Source organism: Streptomyces sp. CA-249302 (assembly GCF_050936785.1).
GTDB lineage: Bacteria > Actinomycetota > Actinomycetes > Streptomycetales > Streptomycetaceae > Streptomyces.
Genome location: NZ_JBNJMG010000001.1, coordinates 2114427 through 2139142 on the forward strand (window position 1 = coordinate 2114427; position 24716 = coordinate 2139142).

Sequence of the window (24716 nt, forward strand, 5' to 3'; positions counted from 1 at the left end):
TGACTGCTGCTCAGTCGTGGTGGATCTCGATGCCGAGGTTGTCGAGGCGGTAGATCCGCAGCGTCGACTTCCAGACGTGGGCGTCGCCGAGGAGGACGATCCGGCCGGGTTCGCGGCGGATCTCCTTGACGTGGACGTCGAACTCCATGTCGGGGTCGGTGCGCAGGATCTGGCCGCGGTAGGACCAGGTGGTCTCGGTGCCGCTGCTCAGCGCGAACCGCGGGTTGCGCAGCCCGTCGGTGAGGCCGGTCTCGACGGCGTACACCTGCATGCCCTGGAGCAGCGCCTCGACGCCGAGGGAGCCGGGCATCACCGGGTCGCGGTGGAAGTGGCAGGAGAAGTACCACTCGTCGGGCCGGATGGCACGGTGCCCGCGGAGGTATCCCTGCCCGTGCTCGCCGCCGCCGGGCAGGACGTCCAGCCACTCGACGAGGTCGAGGTGACCGCCGGCCAGCCGCGGGCCGCGGCGGGCGGACTCGGCGGCGCGGTGGTCCCGCAGGTCGACGCGGCGCGTCCCGGCGGGCCTGGCCGGCTGCGTGTCCAGCCACGGCAGCACGTGCTGTCCCTTGTCCAGGCCGACCTGATGCTCGAGAGCCTTCGCGTTGAAGTAGCCGAAGAGGGACTCGCCGGTGTAGAAGACCTCGCCGTCGCAGGAGAGTTCGTAGGAGAAGTTCTGCAGGATCGAACCGGGCATCCGGTCGCTGGACAGCAGCGTGGACCGGTGCTGGATGGTCTTCCCGCGCAGGTCCACGTCCTTGACCAGGGTGGCGCGGCCGTCGAGGTTGCGGATGCTGAACTGCTCCTCCGGGAGCGGCAGGGTGGCGCCGAGGTAGTAGCCGAGGAGGATGGCCGCCTGGAGGCTGGACTCCATGTAGACGCAGTTGGGCATGTACGGGTGACCGTTGTCGGCGTAGTACCAGGCGTCCTCGGGCGCGTCGTACTCGGTCACCATCACGGCCCCGCGCTTGAGCTTCCCGCGCGTGCCCTCCAGCTTCATCACCCGGTCGACGAAGAGGAAGTCGCCGTTGGGGATGTACGGGGCCCTGCTGTCCGCGTAGACCTCGAACTCCGGCCCCATCGCGATGGCGAGGTCACCCTTCGCCGCGTGCGCCATGTGGAACTCGTTGAGCAGGGCGGGCTCTCCGGTGGCCGGGGAGAGCCGGCCGAGGAAGTGCGGGACGGTGCCGGCGGTCTCGGGGCGGTACGGCGTGCCGGGCTTCTCGCGCAGCCGGATGCCGAGGCCGGTGACACCGATGGAGGGCGTACCGTCGCGCAGCACGACGACGTCGGCGACGAGGGACGGGCGCGGCAGGAGCGTCAACTCCGTGATGTCGATGCGGTATTCGATGCGGGCGTTGCGGGGTGTGATCTGCCCGCGCACCTTCACCTCGGTCCGCAGACCCGGCACGGGCTGGAAGCGGGCGTCGGGGAGGGTGAGGTGCAGGCCGAGGGAGAGGGCGTAGAGCTCGAGCAGCTGCACGGCCCCTTCGGCCACCAACGACCCCGCGAGTACCGGGTCGTCGGGGAAGTGGCTGGTGAAGTACCACTCGTCCGGCACGAGTTCCTTGACGGCCTCGATCCTGCCGAGCCCGTGGCTGCCGCCCTTGCGGTCGAGGAGGGTGACCTCGTCGGCCATCAGGAGGGGGCGGGCGGGGAGCCGAAGGGAGGTGTTGCAGCCCGGTGGTTGGCGATGACCCGGCCCGAAGACGTCGGCGACACGGCCCTCGGCGAGGGCGTCGAGGTCGGCGGCGGTGAGCGCGGTCCGGTCGGTGACGGCGAGCGGCTTGAACTGCGAACGCCCGGGATCCGCCGTGGTCTTGAGGCCCGGTGCGACCCTCCCCTGCACCAGCCCCGGCGAACTCTCCAGCTCCTCGTCCGTGAAGAAGCCCGCGCAGGCGTTGTTGAGCTTGAGGATGAGCTCGCCGTCGGCGTAGCAGTCGTAGTGGAAGAAGAAGAGCAGGGTGTCGCCCTGGCGGACGAACTGGTCGATCCAGATGTCGTAGCGCAGGGTCTGGCCGGTGCGGGGCAGGTCGCCGACGAAGCTCAGGCTGCTGTCGAGGAGGCGGTACACACGTTGGCCGCGGTTGGTGAAGTCCGCGCCGAGATAGCTGATGAGCAGCAGGTCGCACTGGCCGGCCTCGATGGTGACGGCGGGTGGGACCTGGCCGTCGACGGCGTACCAGGCGTCCTCGGGGACGTCGTACTCGGTACGGATGAAGGAGGGCCGGAACTCCCCCGGTTCGGCGTCGAGTTGGGTGACGCGGGTGGCGAAGAGGTAGGGCGGCGCGGGGAGGCGGACGCGGCGGTCGTAGCCGTCGATACGGGCGAAACGGGGGCCGAAGACATTGCCGACCTTGCCGACGGCGAATTCGAGCAGGTCGTGCTCGTCCCAGACGACGCCTTCGGGCTTCGGGGCGCGGGGGGTGGTCGGGGGCGATTGCGGGGTGGCGGGCGGCTGGAGGCGGGTCGACTGCTGCGGGGCGGTCAGCGGCTGGAGGGCGGTCGGCGGCTGGAGAGAGGTGGGCGGCTGGAGGGGCGTCGTCGGCGGGAGGGGGGCCGGCGGCCGGGTGGCGACGGGCGGCCGGGCGGGCGCCGACGCGGTGAGCATCGCCGTCAGCTCCTCGCGCAACTCCCGCTGGGCGTCGAGGACTTCCTGGTGCGCCTCCAGGATCTCGGCCCGCAGGCTGCGCACCAGGGCGAGCGTGGCGGCCCGGTCGTCGGTGGGACGGTCCGGTTTCGGCGGTACGGGGAGGGGGGCGCCGAAGATGGCCGGGCGGGGCGGCACGTCCGCGGGCGCGGCCTGCGGGGGCACGGAGGCCGTCGGCGGCAGGGCGTCGAGGGACGGTGCCGCGACCGCGTCGGCGGGGAGCATCGTGATCGGGTCCCGCTCCAGCGAGAGCGCGGGTACGGGCGGACCGTCTGGGCGGGTCGGCATCGCGGTGTCCCATTCCGTGGCGTGGAATCCCTGGGCAGGGAGTTCCGGGGCTTGGTCGGGGGCCCCGGCGGTCACCGGGACGGGGGGTGACGGACTGGTCGGGGGCGGCGGGACCGGTACGGGCACGGCACCGGCTGTCGCGGGTGTCGGCGGCACTGAACTGAAGGTCCCCGGTGCCTGCACCGATGCGGCGACCGACGCCACCGCGACTCCCACCGGCTCCGCGACCCGCCGCACCCTCTCCAGCACGGGCGCCGCCGCCTCCGCCACCAGCGGGGCGACCGGCGCGCCCCCCACTTCGAAGGTCCGCAGACCCACCGGGCGCCGTTCCGTCGTCGTCCGTGGGCGGAACGGGGTCAGGTCGACCGGGACTCCGTGGGCGGCGAGACGGGCCACCAGGCGGGCGATGTCCGTCGCGCCGCGGGCTCCCCGGCGGTCCACGGGGACCGACAGGTGCGGGTCGTCGCCCAGCGTCTCGTGGATCCAGCGGGTGCAGGTGCTGGACGGGCCCACCTCGATGAAGCAGCGGAAGCCGTCCTCGTAAGCCCGTCGCACCAGGCGCGGGAAGTCGACCGTCTCGCGGAGCGTGACCGCGATGTTGTGGGCCACGACGTCCTGGTCCAGGTCGCCGACGGGCGCGTAGTGGCGGCTGCTGTAGAGGACGAGGTCCCCGACGTCACCCGTGGGATAGCGGTTCAGGTCCGCCAGCTCCGTCAGCACCCCGTCCACCACCGGGCAGTGCATGACGTGGTTGGCGGGCGAGCGGGCGCTCTGGCAGCCGAGCGCGTCGATCAGGTCCCGGCACTGACCGGGGTCCCCCGCCACGACCACCTCGGCCGGCGTGTTGACGTGCGTGATGTACACCCGGTCGTAGCGCGCCACCGCCTCACGGACGTCGTCCGCGGGTGCGAGCACGACATGCGTCGCCCACACCTCCTGGTCGGACACCTCGTCCCCGAGGCCCCACAGCCCGCGCACCGTCTTCTTGCGGCCGCGCAGCCGGTCCACGAACAGCGGCGACGCGTCGATCTTCGTCGTCGCCCGGGCCTCCTTGACCCACCCCCCGGTCGCGAACAGCATGCTGCTCTCGCCGAGGCTGTACCCGAACGCCCCGTGCACCGGTACCCCGAGCACCTCGCGCACGAGGTCGGTCGAGAGCAGCGCGTAGCTCGTGCCGACGGCCAGCATCAGCGGGATGTCGTCGATCAACTCGGCCTCACGGCGCATCAGTTCACGCCGGTCCATGGGTCCGAGCGCCCGCGGGTAGAGGGCGGCCGAGCGCAGCATCTCGGCGGGCAGTTCGGCCTGCGCCTCGAAGCGCGGGAGGAGTCCCGGGAAGGCCCGGAAGAGCGAACGGCCCAGTCCCAGGTACGAGTTGAAGGCCCCGGGGTAGACGAGCGCCGTCTTCGCGCCCGGGCCGCCCGCGGGTCGCGCCGCGAAGCAGCTCCCGGACGGGGACGTCCACTCGCCGCCCGCCCGGTACACCCCGGGCAGGTCCTTGGCCGCCTGCTCCAACTGCCGTACCAGACCCGCCGGATCGTCGGCGACGAGTACGGCCTTCAGCGCGGCCGGCCGGTCCGCCACGAGCCCGGCCCAGTCGCCGCCGGCCTCGACCGCGTCCCGCAGCTCGCCCAGCCGCCGTACCAGCGTGTCGATGTCCTCCGCGCCGACCGGCACGACCAGGCTGCCCCCGGACCGCACCCAGTCGGTCGCGGCGACCTCGCCCCGCGTCTGCGCGCCGCCGAGGACCAGATGGGCATGGGTGCCCGCGGTTCCGGTGACGCTCACGGAGGCGATACGGCGGCCCTCGCGGCGTTCGCGCAGCCAGGGCCGTGAGTCGGTGGCGAGGAAGAGGGCGGAGCCGGCGAGGCGAGCGCCGTCGACGCCGGGGGGCGCGACCGGCTGGTAGGCGTAGTGCAGGCAGAGTGCGGCCCTGATGACGGAGGCGAGCACGGAGGCGCAACCGACGTCGCCGACACCGGAGTTGACCGAGCTGAGCGCCGTGTGGAGCGGCTGCTCGCCCGACCAGACGCGGGTGAGGCCGTCCAGCGCGTCGTCCGTCACCGCCCCGGTCTCCACCAGCTCGACCTCGGCCGGTGTCACTCCGGCGCCCGCGAGGGCCTCCTCGGCCGCGGTGGCCACCAGGTCGGGGTCGGGGCGCGGGTCGAGGGCCGGCGAGTGGCGGACGGCGAGGGCGTCGACGGTGGCGTACACGGTGCGTTCCGGGGGGATCGAGCCGGGGCGGGTGACCACGAGGGCACCGGCGCCGTCCCCGAGCAGACTCACCGGCTCCAGGGCGGCACGGGCACCGTCACCGAGCCGGCCCCCGGGCTCCGCGTCCCGGCGTGGGTCGCCGGCCGCCAGCTCCACCCTGGCCAGCGTCGACTCGGGCCCGGCGGCCAGGTCGACCGCTCCCACCAGGACCGCCTCGACGCTCGGGTCGAGCAGCAGCAGCCGGGCCGCGTCGAGGGCGTCGACGCCGACGGAGCTGTCGGAGGAGACGGTGAAGGACGGTCCGGTGAGGTTCCACAGGGAGGAGATCCGGGCGGCCATGATGTTGCCGATGTAGCTGAGGACCTCGTTGGCCTCGATCGAGTCGTGGATGCCGTCCCGGGCGGCCCGGGTCAGCGCCGCCAACTGCTCGTCCGTGGGGGCGAGTCCGGCGCCCGCGCACCAGGCGGCGAGCTTGCGCCCGAGCGCGTAACGGGCGCCGTGCCCCTCCGCGCTCGGCTCCATCTCCATACCGAGGACGACGGCGACCCGCCGCCCCTTCGTGCCGGGCCCGGGACGCTCGTAACCGGCGTCCTTCAGCGCCTCCTCGGCGACCCGCATCATCAGCAGGTGCTGCTGGTTGAAGTGGTCCAGGTCCTTGGGCGGGATGCGGTAGGAGGTGGCGTCGACCTCGAAGCCGTCGATGTACGCGGCCCGCGGTGCGGCGACGCCGTCGAGCGTCTCGAAGCCCCGCCACCGGTGTGGCGGCAACTCCCTCACGGCATCGGCGCCTTCGTACCCGGCGCGCTCGAACTCGTCGAGCGTGGTGAAGGATCCGAAGTGCGCGCCCATGCCGATGACGGCCATGGGTGAGAGTGTCGGCGGCTCGGCGGGCTCTTCCTGTTGCGCCTTCGGTTCGGAGAGGACGACGTGCGCGTTGGTGCCGCCGAAGCCGAACGCCGAGACGGCGGCCCGGCGTACGCCGTCGGTCGCGGGCCAGGGCACGGGCTGCCGTACGACTCGGTCCGCGACCGTGCCCGGCAGGGGCTCGGCCACTCCGACGGTCGGCGGGATGACGCCGTGTCCGAGCGCGAGGACGACCTTGACCAGGCTGCTCATGCCGGCCGCGGTCAGCAGGTGGCCGATGTTGCCCTTGACCGAGCCGAGCAGCGGGCCGCGCCCGAAGTACCGTTCCACACCGTCGAGTTCGGTGCGGTCGCCGAGCGGGGTGCCGGTGGCGTGGCACTCGACGTACTGGATGTCCCGCGGGGTGAAGTCGGTTCCCCGGTAGGCGAGTTCGTACGTGGTGAGCTGGCCGGTGACGTTCGGAGCGAGGAGGTGCTTGCCGGGGCCGTCGTTGCCGAGGGCGACCGCGTCGATGACGGCGTACACCCGGTCGCCGTCGCGATGGGCGTCGGCGAGCCGCTTCAGGGCGACCATGGCGGCGCCCTGACCGGTGATGATGCCCTTGGACCGGGCGTCGAAGGGCTGACTGAAGCCGTCCGGCGGGTAGGCGTGCAGGTCGGAGAAGGAGAGATGGATGACGGTCGGGTCGGGGGCGCAGACTCCGCCCGCCAGCATCAGGTCGGCGCGTCCGGTGGCGAGTTGGGCGCAGGCCAGCTGGAGGGCGTAGAGCGCGGAGGAGCAGGCGGCGTCCAGGGTGTGCCGGGGGCCGTCGAGCCCGAGGGCGGCGGCGACCACGTGCGCGGGAAGCCCGCCGGGCCACAGGTTGTGCGCGGCGGCCCTGCCACTCCGGTCACTGGCCGGGTCGCCGTCCGCCGCACCGGACGGCAACCCGGCCGCGGGGAAGCCGGCCGCCGCGAGGCCCTCGGAGACCGCGGCGTCCCACAGCTTCCCCGCTGTTCGGCCGGAGGCCGGGGTGGGGAACGGGTAGTTCCCGAACACCACCCCGGTCCTCCGGCCGGCAGCCCGGCCGTCCGCGGCAGCGGGGGATACACCCGCGTCGGCCAGGGCGTCCCCGGCGACCCGGAGCGCCCAGTGGAACGAGCGGTCCAGGCCGGCCAGGTAGTCGGCGGGCAGTGCGTAACCGGCGAGGTCGAGGGCCGGGGCGTCCTCGACGAACCCGCCGCGCGTGCAGTAGATGCGGTGCCGCTCCCCGCTCTCGCCGTCGGTAAGGGGCCTCTGCCCGGCGAGCGGATCGTGCCCGAAGATCCGTTCGCCGCCCTCGGTGCGCGAGTCCACCCCGCCCATCAGGTTGTTCCAGTAGGCGTCGGGCGTGGCCGCCCCCGGGAAGAGGCAGGACAGTCCGACGATCGCGTACTTGCCCATGACGGATCAGCCTCCGAGCGTCGTCAGACCGTGACCGCGGCGGCGGTCCGGCCCACCTGCCGGAACCGGGCGTCCAGCTCCGCGTCCTCCACCGCGACCACGTCCTCCAGTACGGCGAGCACCCGGCCCTGCGGGTCGAGCGCGGTGACCGTGCAGGTGACGCCGGTCCGGCCGGGCCGCACGTCCTCCACGGCGACGAGGAAGTCCCCGTCGGAGGGCAGCGGCGCGTACAGGCTCAGGCGCCCGATCTCCATGGGCAGACAGGCCCGCCCGCGCCGCTCGCGCACCCACACCAGCACGGCCTGGAGCAGCAGGTCGGCGAGGACGGGGCTGTGCAGCCGCCCGTGGTACCCGCCGAGCGCGGGCCGCCGGTCGGCGAGCCGGGCCCGTACGAGAAGCCGCTGCTCGTCACTGACCAGCACGGAGCGCAGCCCGCGCAGGGAGGGGCCGTGGAAGAGGGTGCCGTCGCGGTAGTGGCGGGCGGCGTCCTGTCCGGCGCCGCTCCGGGCGAGGCCCGCGAGGTCGGTCCGGTCGGCGGGCCGCGGGCCGGCGTCGCCGGTGGTCAGGCGGACGCTGTAGGCGGGGCGGCTGCGGCCTCCGGCGTCGACGGAGGAGGCGAGGACGTCCACCGGGAGACCGGGCACTCCGGCCGTCGACCCGGCCGTGCCACCACCCGCCCCGCTGTCCGCGGTCTCGATGGACAGCCGTAGCCGCTGTGGCTGTTGACCCTCGGCCTCGTCCCAGGCGACTCCCTTGAACACCTTGAACCCGCTTGCCGTGCCCACCGGTTGACCGGTCGCCGTCTCAACGGCGTTGACCATCACGCCGAGTGCCGCGGTGGCGGGCAGTACGCGCCGGCCGCCGATGGCGTGGTCGGTGAGCAGCGGTTCCTCGGCGAGGTCGGTGAGCGTCCGGTCGACGACGAGCGGCGCGAGCGCGGCCCCCTGCGTCGCGGGCGGTCCGGAGAGCGGGGTGAGCGGCCCGGTGACGATCACCGTGTCGTGCCCGCGCCCGGCGGTGAACTGCTCGGCGAACATGCCCGCGCCGGTCGCGAGCGGCACCAGCGCGATACCGCGCGAGGCGAACATGGCGCGCAGGTCGTCGGAGACCATTCCGCCGTCCCAGGCCCCCCAGTTCATCGCGGTGACCCGCGCGGAGGGCAGTTCCCGCTTCAGTCGTACGGCGATCCGGTTGAGCGCCTCGTTGGCCATGGCGTAGTCGGACTGTCCGCGGTTGCCGAAGAACCCGGCGACGGACGAGAACAGGACGAGATGCCGCAGCTCGGCGACCCCGCGCAGCGCGTCGAGCACATTGCCGAGCCCGGTCAGCTTGGTGGCCAGGACCCGGCGCGTCTCCTCGGGCGACTTCTGCGCGATGAGCCGGTCGGCGAGCACACCGGCCCCGTGGATCACTCCCGTGACCCGTCCGGCGTACGGCGTCAGCGCACGGCGCACCTCGCCGGGGTCGGTGATGTCGACGGTGAGGTACTCGACCTGGGCGCCGGTGGCGGAGAGCCGGGCGAGGTTCGCGGCGATCTCGCGGGAGGCGGTGATCTCCCGGAACTCCCCTTCGATGGCACGGGGGTTGGGCTTCTGCCCGCTCTGCGTGGCCCGCCGCGCGATGAGCCCGCGCAGCGCCGGCCCTTCCGTCCCGACGGCCCACTCGGGCTCCGGCGTCGGCCGACTGCGGCCGAGCAGCAGCAGCCCGGCCGGCCTGGCGGAGACCAGGGCGTGCAGGCAGTCGGCGGTGATCCCGCGGGCGCCGCCGGTGACGACGAGCAGGTCGTCGGAGGTGAGCTCCGGGACGGCAGTGGCGTGGGCGTCCCGGGACTCGGCCGCGAGCGTGACGGCACGGCGTCCTGCCGGATCGTGGGCCACGTCGACGTGCTCGGCCGACAGGTCGTGGAGTTCGGCGAGGAAGCGGGCGCCGACCGTGGTCGGGGCCAGCTCCGGAGCGAAGTCGACCGTACGGGCGAAGAGTTCGGGCGCCTCGACGGCGAGGGTCTTCACCAGGCCGCCGACGCCGCCGAGCAGCGGGGAGGCGTCGCCGCCACCGCGGTATCCGCCCGCGCCGTCGAGCCGGGTCACGGCGACGAAGGCGGCGCGATTGCCCTGCGCGGCGGCCGTCCTGAGTCCGGCCAGGCTGTGCTTGGCGACGAGCAGGCAGTGCGCGAGTCGCTGTACGCCCTCGGCCCAGTCGGGCCCGGCCGCGGCGGCCAGCTGCACGACGAGGTCGACCCGCCCGCGCACCAGCGCCCCGGCGAGCTCCCCCTCGTCCCAACTCCCCAGCCGCCGCACGGCATCCGCCTCGGGTACGACGGTGTCGACACCGGGCAGTGCGACCACCTCGACCCGCCAGCCGTCCCCACGGAGCGCTCCCGCGAGCGGCCGGGTCAGCGTCGACCCGTCGTCGACGAGGACGGCGGTGCGGGGTTCGGCGTAGGCGCCGACGAGGGTGTGCGGCGGGGCGATCTCGACGACGTCGGCGTGGGTGCGGCCGATGCCGGGGGCCGGTGGGTAGGCGACGGTGAGGGGGGTGGCGGCCGTCTGGACCACGGGAGTCGAACCGGGCGTCTCACTCACGGTGGAGGCGAGGAAGCCGGCGATGTCATCCAGGGTGCGGAGTTCGGCGAGCACCTCGGGATCGACATCCTCGGACACCGGATACGCCTCCTGGAGCGCACCGAGGATCTGCACCCGCTTGATCGAGTCGATGCCGAGATCCGCCTCGACGTCCATGCTCGGCTCCAGCATCTCCACCGGATAACCGGTCTTCTCCGCCACCGCGCCGAGCAGCGCCTCCATGACACCGGCGGCAACGGCTCCACTGGATTCAGGGGCGGCGGCTGCGACGGGCTCGGGAGCAGGCTGCTGCGCAGGCGCGGGCTGCGGGACGGGCTCGGCGGAGACGGTCGAGGCGAGGAAGCCGGCGATGTCATCCAGGGTACGGAGTTCGGCGAGCACCTCGGGGTCCACGTCCTCGGACACCGGATACGCCTCCTGGAGCGCGCCGAGGATCTGCACCCGCTTGATCGAGTCGATGCCGAGATCGGCCTCGACATCCATGCTGGGCTCCAGCATCTCCACCGGGTAACCGGTCTTCTCCGCCACCGCACCCATCAGGGCATCCATCACGCCTTCGGCGACGGCCGAGTCGGAGGCGGCGGTCGGCTCGGGTGCCGGGGCGGGCTGGACGTCGAGTCGGACGGCCGGTTCCGGCTCGGGTGCAGGCGCAGGCGCAGGCGGCGCGAGTTGGGCGATCGGCTCTGGGCCGGCCGGCGCGTCCGTCGTCTCCGCCGGCACGGTGGAGGCCAGGAATCCGGCGATGTCGTCCAGCGTCCGCAGCTCCGCGAGCACCTCCGGATCGACGTCCTCCGACACCGGATACGCCTCCTGGAGCGCACCGAGGATCTGCACCCGCTTGATCGAGTCGATGCCGAGATCCGCCTCGACATCCATGCTCGGCTCCAGCATCTCCACCGGATAACCGGTCTTCTCCGCCACCGCACCCATCAGGGCATCCATCACCCCGGCAGCGATGGCCGAGTCGGCCACGGAAACGGGCTCGGTTTCGGGCTCGGGCTCGGGCACGGCGACAGCCACCGGCTCCGGCTCCGGCTCCGGCTGCATGACGGGCTCCGGGGGCTCGGCTGCCGGTGCGGGCTCGACCTCGACCTCAGCCTCGGCCCCGACGGCAACCGTCGCCTCGACCTCCTCCCCCTCCCCTTCCGTCTCCCGCCCCCGCAACGCCTCCAACAGCAACCGCGTCGACCGCTCGTGCGCCGCCCCGATCGTCGTGCTCTGCTCCCGGATCAGCCGCAGCGCCGCCTCCGTGTCGGGGTGCCCTCCGGCCCGTACCGACTCCTCCAGCGAACGCACCGACGCGTGCACGGTGTCCGCATGAGCGGTGAGGATCTCCGCCTGAAGAGCAAGCCCGTCTCGTACGACACCCTCGACGCCGCCGGAGGCGTCCGCACCGGCCGCCGCCAGGGCCAAGGGCTCGGCGAGCGCCTCCCGATAGGCCGAACGCCGTTCCTGCGTCACGTAGTTGATGCCGCGCAGCGGAATGTTCATCCCCTTGCGTACCGGCTGGTCGCGCCGCGGCTCCACATGGTCGTCGAAGCCCACCACCGGCAGCCCGAGCACCGCGAGTTCGATCGCCGCGCGCTTCAGGGAGAGTTCGCCGTCCTTGCTCGGTCCGCCGTCCACCGCGAGGGTCACCACGTCGGTGCGGCCCTCGAGGATGCGGTCGATCAGGTCGGTCAGGACGCGCTTGGGGCCGAACTCGACGAAGATCCGGAAGCCGTCCGCGTACATCTTCTCGATGCCGGAGACGAAGTCGACGGGTTGCAGGAGCTGGTCGACGAGGGTGCGGCGGTTGGCGGCCGGGTCGCTGCCGTAGGAGGAGCCCGGCGTGTTGGCGTACACCGGGATCGTCGGGGCGCCGAGGCCGGTCGACTCCACGGCCTGCCGGAACGCGTCCGCCGCGTGGGCTACGAAGCCGGTGTGGAAGGCCGCGGAGACCGGCAGCCGCTTGGCGGGGACCTGGCGGCCCGAGGCGTCGGCGACCAGGCGGTCGATCTCGTCCGTCGGGCCGCCGACGACGATCTGGCCGGGCGCGTTGATGTTGCAGATGGCGACGTTCCGGTACGACGCCACCAGTGCCTGGACATCGGAGAGCGAGGCGCGGATGGCCGCCATCGCGCCGGGGTCGAAGCCGGGGGCGGCGGGCTCGGGCGGGGCCATGGCGAGGCCACGGGCGCGGGCCAGTTCCGCGAACCGGTCGTCGTCGAGCGCGCCCGCGGCCCACAGCGCGGTGAGCTCACCGAAGCTGTGGCCGATCACGCCGTCGGCGCGGAAGCCGAGTCCGCGCAGCCAGGCGTACTGGCCGGAGGCGAGCGCGCCGATGGCGGGCTGGGCGAAGTCAGTGCGGCGCAGGGCCACTTCCTGCTCGGCGCGGGCCGTGTCGGTGAACGCGGGCGGCGGGAAGACCGTGCGGGCGAGGGTGTCGGGCCCGTCGGTCAGCCGGTTGGCGCGGTCGAAGGCGGCCCGCACGGGCGGCACGGCGACGGCGGCGCGGCGCCCCATGCCGACGTACTGGCTGCCCTGTCCGGCGAACACGGCGGCCGTCTTGGCGGAGGCCGGGACGGCCTCGCGGCGGTACGTGATGCCCTTGGGGTGTTGCCAGGACGCCGCGTCGGGCCGGGCGCGCAGCAACTCCACTGCCGTGGCCCGGAGTTCGGCGAACTCCTCGTCGCTGCCGGCAACGATCCCGATGCGGGCGTCGCTCGCGGGGATGGCGCCGGACTCGTCGGTGGCGGCGCCGTTCTCGATGCGCAGCGCGAGCGCCTCGGGGCCGGCCGCGTGCCACAGGCCCCAACGGGACGTCGGGCCGAGTGACCTGGCCTCGGAGGACGACTCTCCGTGCTCCTCCAGCACCATGTGGAAGTTGGTGCCGCCGAAGCCGAACGACGAGACGGCGGCCCGGCGTTTGTCGCGCTCCGGGTCCAACACCCAGGGGCGTGCCTCGGTGTTGACGTAGAAGGGCGTGCCGGCCGGGTCGACGGCCTCGCTGGGGGTCTCGACGTTGATGGTGGGCGGCAGGACCTTCTGGTGCAGGGCGAGGGAGAGCTTGATGAGGCTCGCGGCGCCCGCGGCCGCCTTGGTGTGGCCGATCTGGGACTTGACGCTGCCGATGGCGGCGTAGCCGTGGTCCTCGTTGCCGGCGGCGACCACCGAGGACAGCGCGCTCAGCTCCGTGTGGTCGCCGACCGCCGTACCGGTGCCGTGCGCCTCGAACAGCTCGATCGAGCCGACCGGCACGTTCGCGTCCTCGTAGGCGCGGCGCAGGGCGAGTTGCTGGCCCTCGGCGCGCGGCGCGTAGATGCTCTTGAAACGGCCGTCGCTGGAGGTGCCGATGCCGCGCAGGACGGAGTAGATGCGGTCGCCGTCGCGTTCGGCGTCGGCGAGGCGCTTGAGGGCGAGCATGCCGATGCCCTCACCGATCAGCGTGCCGTCGGCGGACTCGTCGAAGGGGCGGATCTGCTGGCTCTTCGAGAACGCCGGGGTCTTGCTGAAGCACATGTACATGAGGATCGTGTTCTCGGCGTCGCAGCCGCCGGTGAGCATCAAGTCCGCGCGTCCCTCGATGAGTTCGCTGACCGCGAGCTTGACGGCCGCGAGGGAGCTGGCGCAGGCGGCGTCGACCGTGCAGTTGGTGCCGCCGAGGTCGAAGCGGTTGGCGATGCGGCCGGCGACGACGTTGCCGAGCATGCCGGGGAAGGAGTTCTCCTCCCAGGGGATGTAGGCCTTCTTGAACCGCTGCGCTATCTCCTCGGCGTCCGCCTCGCTCAGCCCGACACTGCGCACGACCTCCTTGAGGACCGGCGTCTGAAGCCGTGCGGACAGCGGCTGGGTGAGGGAGTTGGCGCCGGTGATGCCGAGGATGACGCCGGTGCGGGAGGCGTCGTACCAGCTGCCGTTCTCGGCCCCGGCGTCGCGCAGCACGTCCCGCGCGACCGTCAGGGAGAGCAGCTGGAGGATGTCGGTGACCTCCAGGGTGTTGGGCGGCAGCCCGAACTCCATGGGGTTGAAGGCGATTTCGGGCAGGAAGCCGCCGCGCCGGACGTAGGTCTTGTCCTCGGCCATGGGGTCCGGGTCGTAGTAGTCCTCGGGGTTCCAGTGGCTCTCGGGAACGTCCTCGATGCAGTCCTCGGCGTTCACGATGTTGTGCCAGAACTCGCGCAGGTCGCGCGACTTGGGGAAGAGGCCCGCCAACCCGACGATCGCGATCGGCGTCTCGGCCAGACGTGAGTAGTGCACGATGGTGGTCCTCTCGGGCTTGCGCGTCGCGCGGGTCGTGTGCGGCGGGTGCGTCAAGTGGTGGGGGAACTCAGCGAGTTGCCGAACCGGTGGTGAGCAGCGCGGCGAGGGCGTCCGCGGTCTCCGGTTCCTGGAGCATCGTGTAGTGGTCGCCGGGTACGGCGATCCGGCGCAGTGGTCGTCCGCTCAGCTCGGCCCAGCCGAGGTCCGGGCTGTCGGGCAGCAGGGATCCCGCGGGCTTGACGACGGTGATCGTGCGGTCGAGCGGGGCGGGCAGATAGCCCACGGTGCACCGGTTGTTGCGGACGAGTCCGGTGTGGAACGCGGTGTACAGCTTGCGCAGCCCGGCGTGCTCGGTGCCGTCGGGCAGCACGCCCTGGGCGACCGCCTCGGCGAGGAGCACGCCCAGGCCGTCCTCCTCGCCCAGGCCCTCCAGGGCCCCCGGCTCCACTTCGAGCCGATGGCGCCGCTTGGCGCCCAGGTACATCGCGAACCAGCCGAGGAGCATGGCCGGTCGGAGTTCCTCCTCGGGCCGCTGGAACGCGGCCACGGGGGCGATCGAGTCGAGTACGACGAACTCCTCGACCCGGTCACCTAGCCCCTGGTCGCCGAGTCGGGCGGCGAGCTCGTACGCCACCACTCCCCCGAAGGACCAGCCGACCAGCGTGAACGGCCGCTCGGTGAGCCCCGCGTCGGTCAGCTCGGTCAGGCAGCGTTCGGCGAGTTCGCGGACGCCGATGACGGACAGGGTCGGGACGAGGGCGGCGGCGAAGTACTCCGGGACGCTGCCGAGGTCGAGCAGATGCGGTGCGCCGTCCTCGGGCAGCCGGGCCAGCGCCGTCCGCCAGACGGTGGCCGGCAGCGCGCCCGGGTGGACGGCGACGACGGTCTTCCGGGCGTCCCCGCGAGCCGGTCCGAGGGACGTCAACAGGCTTTGCTCCGGCCCCCGTTGACGTCGTACGGCCTCAGGCCGCTGCGACATGGCGGTCGCTCTCCTCGGCGATGTGCTCGGACAGGGCGGCGATTGTCGGGTGGTACCAGAGCGCCGTGGCCTCCAGTTCGAAGCCGAGCCACTTCTCCAGCTCGCCCGCGAGGATCAGCGCCTCCGTCGAGTCCAGGTCGAACTCGTCGAAGTAGCGCTCGACGTCGATCTGTTCCTGCCCGACCCCGAGCCGGATCGCGAGCTTCTCTACCAGCCAGGCCCGGGCCTCTTCGGCGGTGACACGCTGCATGGGAATCCCCTGTTCCTTCAGTGCGGTTCAGTGACGGGCGGTGCCGTTCAGTGACGGGTCCGGATCTCGCGCGCCACGGCCTCGGCCGCCTTGCGCCCGGAGACGAATCCGGCCTCGTGGGAGCCGATGAGGTCGACGCCGATGCGCGGCGCGTGGAAGTAGGAGCCGGCCAGCTTGACCCGGCCGCCGGGCGCGTTGACGTCGTAGATCGTGCGCTGCATGGCCCGCACCTCCAGGTCGATGACCGGGTGCGTGAACGGCAGCTCGCGCACGACGAGTTCGTCGCGCGGGGCGATCGGCGAGTCGAGCGTGACGAAGTAGTCCTGCTCGGCGGTGAAGCCCTGCAGGGAGTTCATGTAGTAGGCGACCCAAGTGCGGGGGCGGTCGTCGACGGTCTTGAGGCCGTAGTTCCAGCTCTGCCAGCGGTCGCGGCTCGGCGGCATGCTCGACGGGTCGGTGTGCAGGATCGCCCGGGTGGCGCTGTAGCGGACCTTTCCGAGGATCTCCGCCTGACGCAGGGTGGGGTGTTCGAGGACGGCGCGGGTCTGGTCGGCGTGCGCGGCGAGTACGGCGTAGTCGTACCGCTCCTCGCCGGCGGCCGTGCCGATCACGACCCCGTCCGGCTCCTGGCGCACCCGGGTCACCTCGGCGCCGGTGCGGACCTTGCCGTTGATGCCGGCGACGACCCGGCGGACGTACTCGATGCTGCCGCCGGAGACGGTCTTCCAGGCCACCGAACGCCCGCCGAGGCCGCCCGGGTCGTGGGACATGAAGAAGGCGATCACCGTGGTCGCCGGCATCTCCCAGATCAGCTCGGCCGGGACCGACCAGACGGCGGTGGCGAGGAGTACGACATAGCCGTACTTGAAGGCGTCGCTGTAGCCGCCGCGGTCCAGGTAGTCGCCGAGGGAGAGGTCGGTGCGTTTGCGCAGGAAGTCGCGGGGGGCCTCGCGGTGGAAGCGCTCGGCGTCGCGCCACAGGGGGAGGAAGTCGGCCGGGTAGCGGGCCGCGATCTCGTCCTCGGTCAGCTCGAACTCGGCGGTGCCGTAGTCGAGTCCGCGGTCGAGGTCGAAGAAGTCGAAGCCGCCGGTGTGGTCGAGGGCGGGTGCGCCGAGCTTCTCGAAGAAGGCGGTGAGCTCGGGGTAGGTGCGTGCGTTGAAGACCACGAAGGCCGTGTCGATGCCGATCGTGCGGCCGCCCTCGTCGACTTCCACGGTGTGGGCGTGACCGCCGGGGCGGTCCTGGCTCTCGTACACGGTGACTTCGACGTCGTCCGGCAGGTGGTGGGCGGCGGAGAGTCCGGAGATCCCGGCTCCGACGACAGCGACACGGGTGGTCATGACAGGGCTGCACCTCGGCTCGAACAGTTCTCGGGAACGGTCACGGTGAGGCGCAGAGGGCTGATACCTCTGAGTGGGTTGGCGGTCCGCGGCGGTGCCCTGCGGACGGCGCACAAGAACCGTAGGCCGGGCCGGAAATCGGGGTCAATCGGCTCATCGGCGGGCGGACTTCGGCTATCGAAGGCTCCGATACGACCGGAATTCACTCCTGCGGGGGTGTACGAAACGCGGCGCTCGCGGCCTCTTATGTGTGTCCGACCACTCCGCCCCGACCGTCCCGTCGAGGAGACCTTTCATGCCGACGATTCCCTGGATGCCCGGCACGGCCAAGGACGAGACGCCGCCCGCCGGGCCACCGCTGGTGATGGCCTCCCGGCTGGAGCTGCGCTCGCTGCTGAGCGTGCCGAAGTTCTTCCTGTTGTCGCTGGTGGTCTTCCAGCAGGTGCGCAGGTCGCCGGGAGTGCTCGGCGCCTCGCTGAAGGCGGAGCCGCTGAAGCGGACGTTCTGGACGCTGTCGGCCTGGCGCGACCAGGAGGCGCTGGACGCGTTCGCCCGGACCGACCCGCACGCGAAGAGCGTGCGCGGGCTGCGCCCCGGCATGAAGGGCTCGGTCTTCGTGTTCTGGGACAGCGAGCGCGACCGGCTCCCGATCACCTGGGACGAGGCCCAGCGCCGCCTCGCCGAGCAGGCCGAGAAGGAGGCGCAGGCGACATGAGCACGGTCTCGGCCGAATCGGACGGCACGGAGTCCGGGACGAGCGCCATGGGCACGGCGCCGACCGGCGCCCCGCCGGCACCGGTGGTCCCCAAGGGCCGTCTGGTCCTCCTGGCCGCCTGCCTCGGCCTGTTCATGTCGTTCATCGAAGTGACCGCGGCCATCTCCACCCTGCGCGCGCTCCAGGTCGACATGCGGGTGGCGCCCGCCGACCTGAGCTGGGTGTCCAGCACCTACACCCTGGTGGTCGCGGCCTGCGTGCTGTCGGGCGGGGCGCTGGGCGAGCGGTTCGGGCGGCGCCGGGTGTTCGTCGTCGGCACGGTCCTGATAGCGGCGGGCTCCCTGGTCGTGGCGACGGCCCACACCTACCCGCAGGTCCTGGTCGGACGGGGCGTCAGCGGCCTGGGCGGCGCCCTGGTCCTGCCCACCTCCCTGGCCCTGATCACGACCACGTTCTTCGTCGACCTCCCGCGCATGCTGCGCTACATAGCCATCTGGGTGTCGGTCTCGGGCGTCGGCCTCGCCGTCGGCCCCCTCCTCGGCGGCACCCTGCTCCAGACCTGGAGCTGGCGGGCGGTGTACCTGGTGAACACGCCGCTGGCACTGCTCACCGTGGCCGTGACGCTGTACGCGGTCAAGGAGTCCCGGGTGCCGGACCGGCCACTGGACCTGCCGGGCCAGTTCTGGGCCGTGCTGGGCCTGTCCACGCTGGTCTACGGAATAGCCGTGGGCGGCAGGGCGGGATACGACGACCCGGTCGTGGTCGCCGTGCTCGCGGTGGCGGCGGTGTCGCTGACGGCGCTGATCCTGACCGAGCGCCGCCGGGCCGTGCCGATGCTGGACGTGCGGATGATGGCCAACGCCCGCTACACGGCGGCCTTGTGCGTCGCGGCGGCCGCGCTGTTCGTGTTCGTCGGTGTCGTCTTCCTGGAGGTGCTGTTCCTGCAACGGGTGCGCGGCTTCGGGCCGTTGGGCACCGGTATGCGACTGCTGCCGGCGATGCTCGCCTTCGTGGCGGCGACGGCCACGGCACAGCGCCTGGCCGGCCGGGTCCGCGCGGGCCGGCTGCTGGCGGCGGGCTCGCTCGTCACCACGGCCGCCGCCCTGGTGCTGCTGCGCCAACAGCCGGACGGTTCCTACGGGGTGACCGCCCTCGGGCTGGTGCTCGCGGGGTTGGGCAGTGGTCTGGTGGTCGCGCCTTCCACGGCGGCCGCGTTCGAGGTGGTCGAGGGCCCGCAGATGGGCGCCGCCTCCTCGGCGGTGACGGCGTTCCGGCAGATCGGTTCGGTGCTCGCGACGGCGATCCTGGGTGCCGTACTGGCCGTCCGCTTCCTGAACACGCTCCCCGCGCACCTCGCCGAACACCACCTGCCGCCCCCGGTGATCGACCAGGTCGTCCAGGTGGCCCGAAGCGGAGGGAACTCCTCCGGACGCTCCTCACCGCAGATCACGGGCGCGGTCGGGGACGCGTTCACGGAGGGTGTCCACAGCGCGCTCTGGGTGGTCGCAGGAGTCTCCTGCGTAGCGGCACTTCTCGCGGCTGTACTCCTGGCCCGTCGCTCCCCCAACACCCCTTAGTCACCAGGCGGACACCCCTTCAACACCCTGCGGAAACCTCCCCTCACGCAGAGTGTGGGCCATCTCTCTCCGGAGGGGAGATCACCAGGTCAGAGGGGCTGAAGTGGGCTGCCGCCGCGCCCGATCGGACCTCCCGAGTGGCCGAACACACTGCAGGAACCTAGCGTCGTACTAAAATTTCCGGCTTGTTACGGAGCTGGAGGAGGACAACCCCAGGCAGACCTGCGGGCCCGCCAGCGCCCCGGAGGCTTCCGGGATCGAGACGCGAGGACCGATGGCAGCCATACACGAGAGCAACGCTCTCGGCCTGCTCGACGAAGAGCTCAGCGCTGAGATCCACCAGCAGTTCGGCGACACCGCACGCTTTTCGGGAGGTCAGGCGGCCTCTCCGCGCACGCTCGTCGACATCTTCGACGCGTCCGTCCGGTCCTGCCCGGACGAACTCGCCCTCGACGACGGCTCCGTCCAGCTGACCTACCGGGAGCTGGCCGGCGAGGTCGAGCTGCTGCGCCGCCGGCTCGACGCGGCCGGCGTCGGCCGCGGGGACCGTGTGGGTGTCCGGGTCCCCTCCGGCACCAACGACCTCTACGTGGCGATCCTCGCCGTTCTCGCCGCCGGCGCCGCCTACGTCCCCGTGGACGCGGAGGACCCGGACGAGCGGGCCGAGCTGGTGTTCGGGGAGGCCGAGGTGCGGGCCGTCGTCGGCGCCGCCCACGAACTCACCGTGACCGGCCGCAGCGAGGTCCCCGCCGCCCGCCCGGGCATCGAGCACGACGCGTGGATCATCTTCACGTCCGGTTCCACCGGAAAGCCCAAGGGCGTCGCCGTCTCGCACCGCAGCGCCGCCGCGTTCGTGGACGCCGAGGCCGCGCTGTTCCTCACCGAGGACCCGATCGGTCCCGGTGACAGGGTCATGGCGGGCCTGTCCGTCGCCTTCGACGCGTCCTGCGAGGAGATGTGGCTGGCCTGGCGCTACGGCGCCTGTCTGGTGCCCGTGCCGCGCTCCCAGGTCCGCAGCGGCGCCGACCTCGGCCCCTGGCTGGTCGAGCAGGAGATCACCGTCGTCTCGACCGTGCCCACGCTCGCGGCCCTGTGGGAGCCGGAGACTCTGAACGACGTACGCCTGCTGATCTTCGGCGGCGAGGCCTGCCCGCCCGAGCTGGTGCAGCGGCTGGTCACCGAGGGTCGCGAGGTCTGGAACACGTACGGGCCGACCGAGGCGACCGTCGTGGCCTGTGCCTCGCTGATGTCCGGCGAGGAGCCGATCCGGATCGGGCTGCCCCTTGACGGCTACGAGCTGGCCGTCGTCGACGAGGCCGGCGAGCCCGTCCCGATGGGCGACAGCGGGCAGCTGGTGATCGGCGGGGTCGGTCTGGCCCGGTATCTCGACGCCGAGAAGGACGCGGAGAAGTACGCGCCGCTGGAGTCGCTGGGCTGGGAGCGGGCGTACCGCAGCGGTGACCTGGTCAAGGCCGAGCCCGAGGGGCTGGTCTTTCTGGGGCGGGCCGACGAGCAGATCAAGCTCGGCGGGCGCCGTATCGAGCTCGGCGAGGTCGACGCGGCCCTCCAGGCGCTGCCGGGCGTCCAGGGCGCCGCGGCCGCCGTGCGCACCGCCCGCAGCGGCAACCAGCTCCTCGTCGGTTACGTCGTCACCCAGGACGGCTGGGACCAGGCCGCCGCCGTCGAGAAGCTCCGCGCCGAGCTGCCCGCGGCCCTCGTGCCGCTCCTGGCGCCCGTCGAGGACCTCCCGACCCGGACCTCCGGCAAGGTGGACCGCAACGCCCTCCCGTGGCCCCTGGAGGGCCTGGAGACGGGCGGCCCGGCCGAGCAGCTGTACGGCACCGAGGCCTGGCTCGCCGAGCAGTGGACGGAAGTCCTCGGCATCCCGATCACCAGCGCCCGTGACGACTTCTTCGCGATCGGCGGCAGCAGCCTGGCCGCCGCCCAGCTGACGACGAGGCTGCGCACCCGCTATCCCAGCGCCGCCGTCGTCGACATCTACCAGAAGCCCACCCTGCGCAAGCTGGCCCGCCACCTGGAGGAATCCACCCAGGACGACGGCGCGCAGCGCACGATCGCCCCGGTGCCGGTCCGCGCCAAGGTGCTCCAGCTGCTGCTCCTGGTCCCGCTCTTCACGCTGCTCGGCCTGCGCTGGACGATCCCGCTGGCCGCGCTGGGGAACCTGCTGCCGGCGTACTCCTGGCTGCCCACCGCCCCCTGGTGGACGCTCGCGGCCGGCGCGCTCGTGCTCTTCACCCCGCCCGGCCGGCTCGCGGTCGCCGCGGGCGGCGCCCGACTGCTGCTGCGGGGCGTGGAGCCCGGCCGGTACGCGCGCGGTGGCAGCGTCCACCTGCGGCTGTGGGCCGCCGAGCGGCTCGCCGAGTTCACCGGGGCGACCTCGCTGACCGGCTCCTGGCTGGAGCGGTACGCGCGCGCCCTGGGCGCCAAGGTCGGCCAGGACGTCGACCTGCACTCGCTGCCGCCGGTCACCGGCCTGCTCAAGCTGGGCCGCGGTGCGGCCGTGGAGTCCGAGGTCGACCTGTCCGGCTGGTGGCTGGACGGCGACCGGCTGGAGATCGGCACGGTCAAGGTCGGCGCGCACGCCACCGTCGGCACCCGCAGCATGCTCTTCCCGGGCGCCCGCGTCGGCAAGCGCGCCGAGGTGGCCCCCGGCTCCGCCGTCACCGGGCAGATCCCGACCGGCCAGCGCTGGGCCGGCGCACCTGCGGTCAAGCTCGGCAAGGCCAAGCGGAACTGGCCGAAGCACCGCCCGCAGCGCGGCACGTACTGGCGGGTGATGTACGGCCTGACCGGCCTCGCCCTCTCCGCGCTGCCGCTCCTGGCGGGCGCCGCCGCCTTCCTGGTGGCCCGTGCGTTCATCGACGCCGACGCGCCCCTGAAGGGCGCCGCGCTCGCCCTGGTCCCCGCGACGCTGGCGTTCGGGGCGGCGTACGCGCTGCTGATCCTGGTCGGCGTCCGGCTGCTGAGCCTCGGCCTGCGCGAGGGCACGCACCCCACGCACAGCCGGATCGGCTGGCAGGCCTGGACGGTCACCCAGCTGATGGACCGCTCCCGCGAGACCCTTTTCCCGCTGTACGCGGGGCTGGCCACGCCGGTCTGGCTGCGGCTGCTCGGGATGAAGATCGGGCGGGGCGCCGAGGTGTCCACCGTGCTGGCGCTGCCGAGCCTCACCACGGTCGGCGAGGGCGCGTTCCTGGCCGACGACACGTTGACCGCGCCGTACGAGCTCGGTGGCGGCTGGCTGCGGATCGGGCGTGCGGAGATCGGGCGGCGGGCCTTCCTCGGGAACTCCGGGATGACCGCGCCGGGCCGCAGTGTCCCGGACGGCGGGCTCGTGGGTGTGCTGTCCGCCACACCGAAGAAGGCGAAGAAGGGCAGCTCCTACCTGGGTCTGCCGCCGGTGAAGCTGCCGCGGAACGCCGAGACGGGCGACCAGAGCCTGACGTACGACCCGCCGGCCCGGCTGCTGTGGGCGCGTGGACTGGTCGAGCTGTTCCGGATCGTGCCGGTGTTCTGCTCGGCGGCGCTCGCCGTCGGCACGGTGGCGCTGCTCTGCCTGCTCGGGCCCTGGGCTCCCCTCCTCTCCGGCGTGGTGCTGCTGACGACCGGTGTGACGGCGGCCCTGGTGTCGATCGTCGCGAAGTGGCTGCTCGTGGGGCGGCACCGCAGCGGTGAGCACCCCCTGTGGAGCGGCTTCGTGTGGCGCAACGAGCTCGCCGACACCTTCGTCGAGGTCGTGGCCGTGCCCTGGCTGGCCGGCTCGGTGCCCGGTACGCCGCTGATGACGGGCTGGCTGCGCGGTCTGGGCGCCCGGATCGGCAAGGGCGTGTGGGTGGAGAGCTACTGGCTGCCCGAGACCGACCTGGTGACCCTGGAGGACGCGTCCACCGTGAACAGAGGTTGCGTCCTGCAGACCCACCTCTTCCACGACCGGATCTTGCGGACGGATACTGTTGTTCTCCGTGAGGGCGCCACGCTGGGCCCTGGCGGGATCGTGCTGCCCGGCAGCACGATCGGGGCCCGTACCACCCTGGGTCCCGCGTCGCTCGTCATGGCCGCGGAGTCCGTCCCGGACGACACGCGCTGGCTCGGTAACCCGATCGAGGCATGGCGACCCTGAGCGCGGGCCACTCGGAACCGGTGAACGGGGCACCGGCGTCATGGAGTGGCAGCGCAGCGCAGGGAGCAGAAACGGCAGTGGCAGTCCAGCAGTCGGCGGGGGCGGACCCGTACTTCCCGGACCACGGTGATTCCCGGTACCGGGTGCACCGCTATGAGCTCACGCTGGACTACCGCCCGGGCCCGAACAGACTCGCGGGCTCGGCGCGGATCAACGCGATCGCGGGCCGCTCGCCGCTGGCCGAATTCACCCTGAACCTGGCCGACTTCAAGATCGGCCGGGTCCGGGTGGACGGCCGCCAGCCGCACTACACGCACCGCGGCGGCCGCCTCCGCATCCGCCCCGCCAAGCCGGTCCGCCCCGGCGCCGCCTTCACCGTCGAGGTGCACTGGTCGGGCAACCCCAAGCCGGTCAACAGCCCCTGGGGCGGGCTCGGCTGGGAGGAGCTGGAGGACGGGGCCCTGGTGGCCAGCCAGCCGATCGGGGCGCCGTCCTGGTACCCGTGCAACGACCGGCCCGCGGACAAGGCCTCGTACCAGATCTCGGTCACCACGCCGTCCGCGTACCAGGTGGTGGCGGGCGGGCGGCTGCTGACCCGTACGACCCGCGCGTCCACGACAACGTGGGTGTACGAACAGGCGGCCCCCACCTCCAGCTATCTCGTCGGGCTGGCGATCGGCAAGTACCAGACGGTGCTGCTGGGCGATCCGGGTCCCGGCGGGGTGCCGCAGCACGGGCACATCCCGGCGCAGCTGCTGCCGGAGTTCTCCCGGGACTTCGCGCGGCAGCCGCAGATGATGGACCTGTTCCAGGAGCTGTTCGGGCCCTACCCGTTCGACGAGTACGCGGTCCTGGTGACCGAGGAGGAGCTCGACGTCCCGGTCGAGGCCCAGGGTTTGTCGCTGTTCGGCGCCAACCACGTGGACGGGGCGCGGGGTTCGGAGCGGCTGGTGGCCCACGAGCTGGCGCACCAGTGGTTCGGCAACAGCGTGACGATCGCCGACTGGCGGCACATATGGCTGAACGAGGGGTTCGCCAAGTACGCCGAGTGGCTGTGGTCGGAGCGCTCGGGCGGGCGTTCGGCGCAGCAATTCGCGGCCGCCGCGCACCGGTTGCTGTCCGCTCAGCCGCAGGACCTGCGGCTGGCCGACCCGGGCCGCAAGTCGATGTTCGACGACCGGCTCTACGAGCGCGGCGGCCTCACCGTGCACGCGCTGCGCTGCGCGCTGGGCGACGACGCCTTCTTCCGCATGCTGCGCGGCTGGGCGGGCCTGCACCGGGGCGGCGCCGTCACGACGACGACGTTCACCGCGCACGCGGGCCGCTACGCGGACGAGCCGCTGAACGACCTGTTCGACGCCTGGGTGTACGGCGCGGCGCTGCCTCCGATGCCGACGCAGATCCCGGCGCGGCCGACGCATCCGCCGACGAACGCGGAATCGGCGTAGGCGGGAG

9 protein-coding genes are annotated in these 24716 nt (G+C 72.7%); 4 read left to right on the forward strand and 5 right to left on the reverse strand.

What is annotated here, in order from left to right; all coding sequences use genetic code 11:
- Positions 1 to 10: 10 nt before the first annotated feature.
- The 5 genes from ACQEWB_RS09560 to ACQEWB_RS09580 form a co-directional block, all read right to left on the reverse strand.
- The gene (locus ACQEWB_RS09560; protein WP_432829055.1) at positions 11 to 7435 is read right to left on the reverse strand and encodes a beta-ketoacyl synthase N-terminal-like domain-containing protein; all 7425 of its coding nucleotides are present in this window, start codon (positions 7433 to 7435) and stop codon (positions 11 to 13) included.
- Between the two features lie 23 nt (positions 7436 to 7458).
- On the reverse strand, positions 7459 to 14256 hold the full coding sequence (locus ACQEWB_RS09565) for an SDR family NAD(P)-dependent oxidoreductase (protein WP_432829057.1): 6798 nt from the start codon (positions 14254 to 14256) through the stop codon (positions 7459 to 7461).
- Positions 14257 to 14326: 70 nt separating this feature from the next.
- Positions 14327 to 15238, reverse strand: coding sequence for a thioesterase domain-containing protein (locus tag ACQEWB_RS09570; RefSeq protein ID WP_432829059.1), 912 nt, complete (start codon positions 15236 to 15238; stop codon positions 14327 to 14329).
- The gene (locus tag ACQEWB_RS09575; protein WP_030946039.1) at positions 15222 to 15488 is read right to left on the reverse strand and encodes an acyl carrier protein; all 267 of its coding nucleotides are present in this window, start codon (positions 15486 to 15488) and stop codon (positions 15222 to 15224) included. Before ACQEWB_RS09575 ends, ACQEWB_RS09570 begins: the two co-directional genes overlap by 17 nt.
- Positions 15489 to 15535: 47 nt before the next feature.
- Positions 15536 to 16828, reverse strand: a complete 1293-nt coding sequence (locus ACQEWB_RS09580; protein ID WP_432829062.1) for an NAD(P)/FAD-dependent oxidoreductase — start codon at positions 16826 to 16828, stop codon at positions 15536 to 15538.
- Positions 16829 to 17123: 295 nt separating this feature from the next.
- On the opposite strand from ACQEWB_RS09580, the gene ACQEWB_RS09585 reads away from it, so the two are divergent.
- The 4 genes from ACQEWB_RS09585 (at position 17124) to ACQEWB_RS09600 (ending at position 24709) form a co-directional block, all read left to right on the forward strand.
- Positions 17124 to 17543: a DUF3291 domain-containing protein gene (locus tag ACQEWB_RS09585; RefSeq protein ID WP_432829064.1), complete on the forward strand. Its 420-nt coding sequence runs from the start codon at positions 17124 to 17126 to the stop codon at positions 17541 to 17543.
- Positions 17540 to 19120 (forward strand): MFS transporter, encoded by a 1581-nt coding sequence (locus ACQEWB_RS09590; protein ID WP_432829066.1) that lies wholly within the window; start codon positions 17540 to 17542, stop codon positions 19118 to 19120. Before ACQEWB_RS09585 ends, ACQEWB_RS09590 begins: the two co-directional genes overlap by 4 nt.
- 274 nt (positions 19121 to 19394) lie before the next feature.
- A complete protein-coding gene (locus ACQEWB_RS09595) occupies positions 19395 to 23261 on the forward strand; it encodes a Pls/PosA family non-ribosomal peptide synthetase (protein ID WP_432829068.1) in 3867 nt (1288 codons plus the stop codon).
- A 77-nt stretch (positions 23262 to 23338) separates the two neighbouring features.
- On the forward strand, positions 23339 to 24709 hold the full coding sequence (locus ACQEWB_RS09600) for a M1 family metallopeptidase (RefSeq protein WP_432829070.1): 1371 nt from the start codon (positions 23339 to 23341) through the stop codon (positions 24707 to 24709).
- Positions 24710 to 24716: the final 7 nt, after the last annotated feature.

Excerpts from the sequence above, each read along its gene's own strand:
- ACQEWB_RS09560 (WP_432829055.1), bottom strand. The coding sequence starts at position 7,435 with ATGGGCAAGTACGCGATCGTCGGACTGTCCTGCCTCTTCCCGGGGGCG.
- ACQEWB_RS09585 (WP_432829064.1), top strand. The coding sequence starts at position 17,124 with ATGCCGACGATTCCCTGGATGCCCGGCACGGCCAAGGACGAGACGCCG.
- ACQEWB_RS09595 (WP_432829068.1), top strand. The coding sequence starts at position 19,395 with ATGGCAGCCATACACGAGAGCAACGCTCTCGGCCTGCTCGACGAAGAG.
- ACQEWB_RS09570 (WP_432829059.1), bottom strand. The coding sequence starts at position 15,238 with ATGTCGCAGCGGCCTGAGGCCGTACGACGTCAACGGGGGCCGGAGCAA.
- ACQEWB_RS09580 (WP_432829062.1), bottom strand. The coding sequence starts at position 16,828 with ATGACCACCCGTGTCGCTGTCGTCGGAGCCGGGATCTCCGGACTCTCC.
- ACQEWB_RS09575 (WP_030946039.1), bottom strand. The coding sequence starts at position 15,488 with ATGCAGCGTGTCACCGCCGAAGAGGCCCGGGCCTGGCTGGTAGAGAAG.
- ACQEWB_RS09590 (WP_432829066.1), top strand. The coding sequence starts at position 17,540 with ATGAGCACGGTCTCGGCCGAATCGGACGGCACGGAGTCCGGGACGAGC.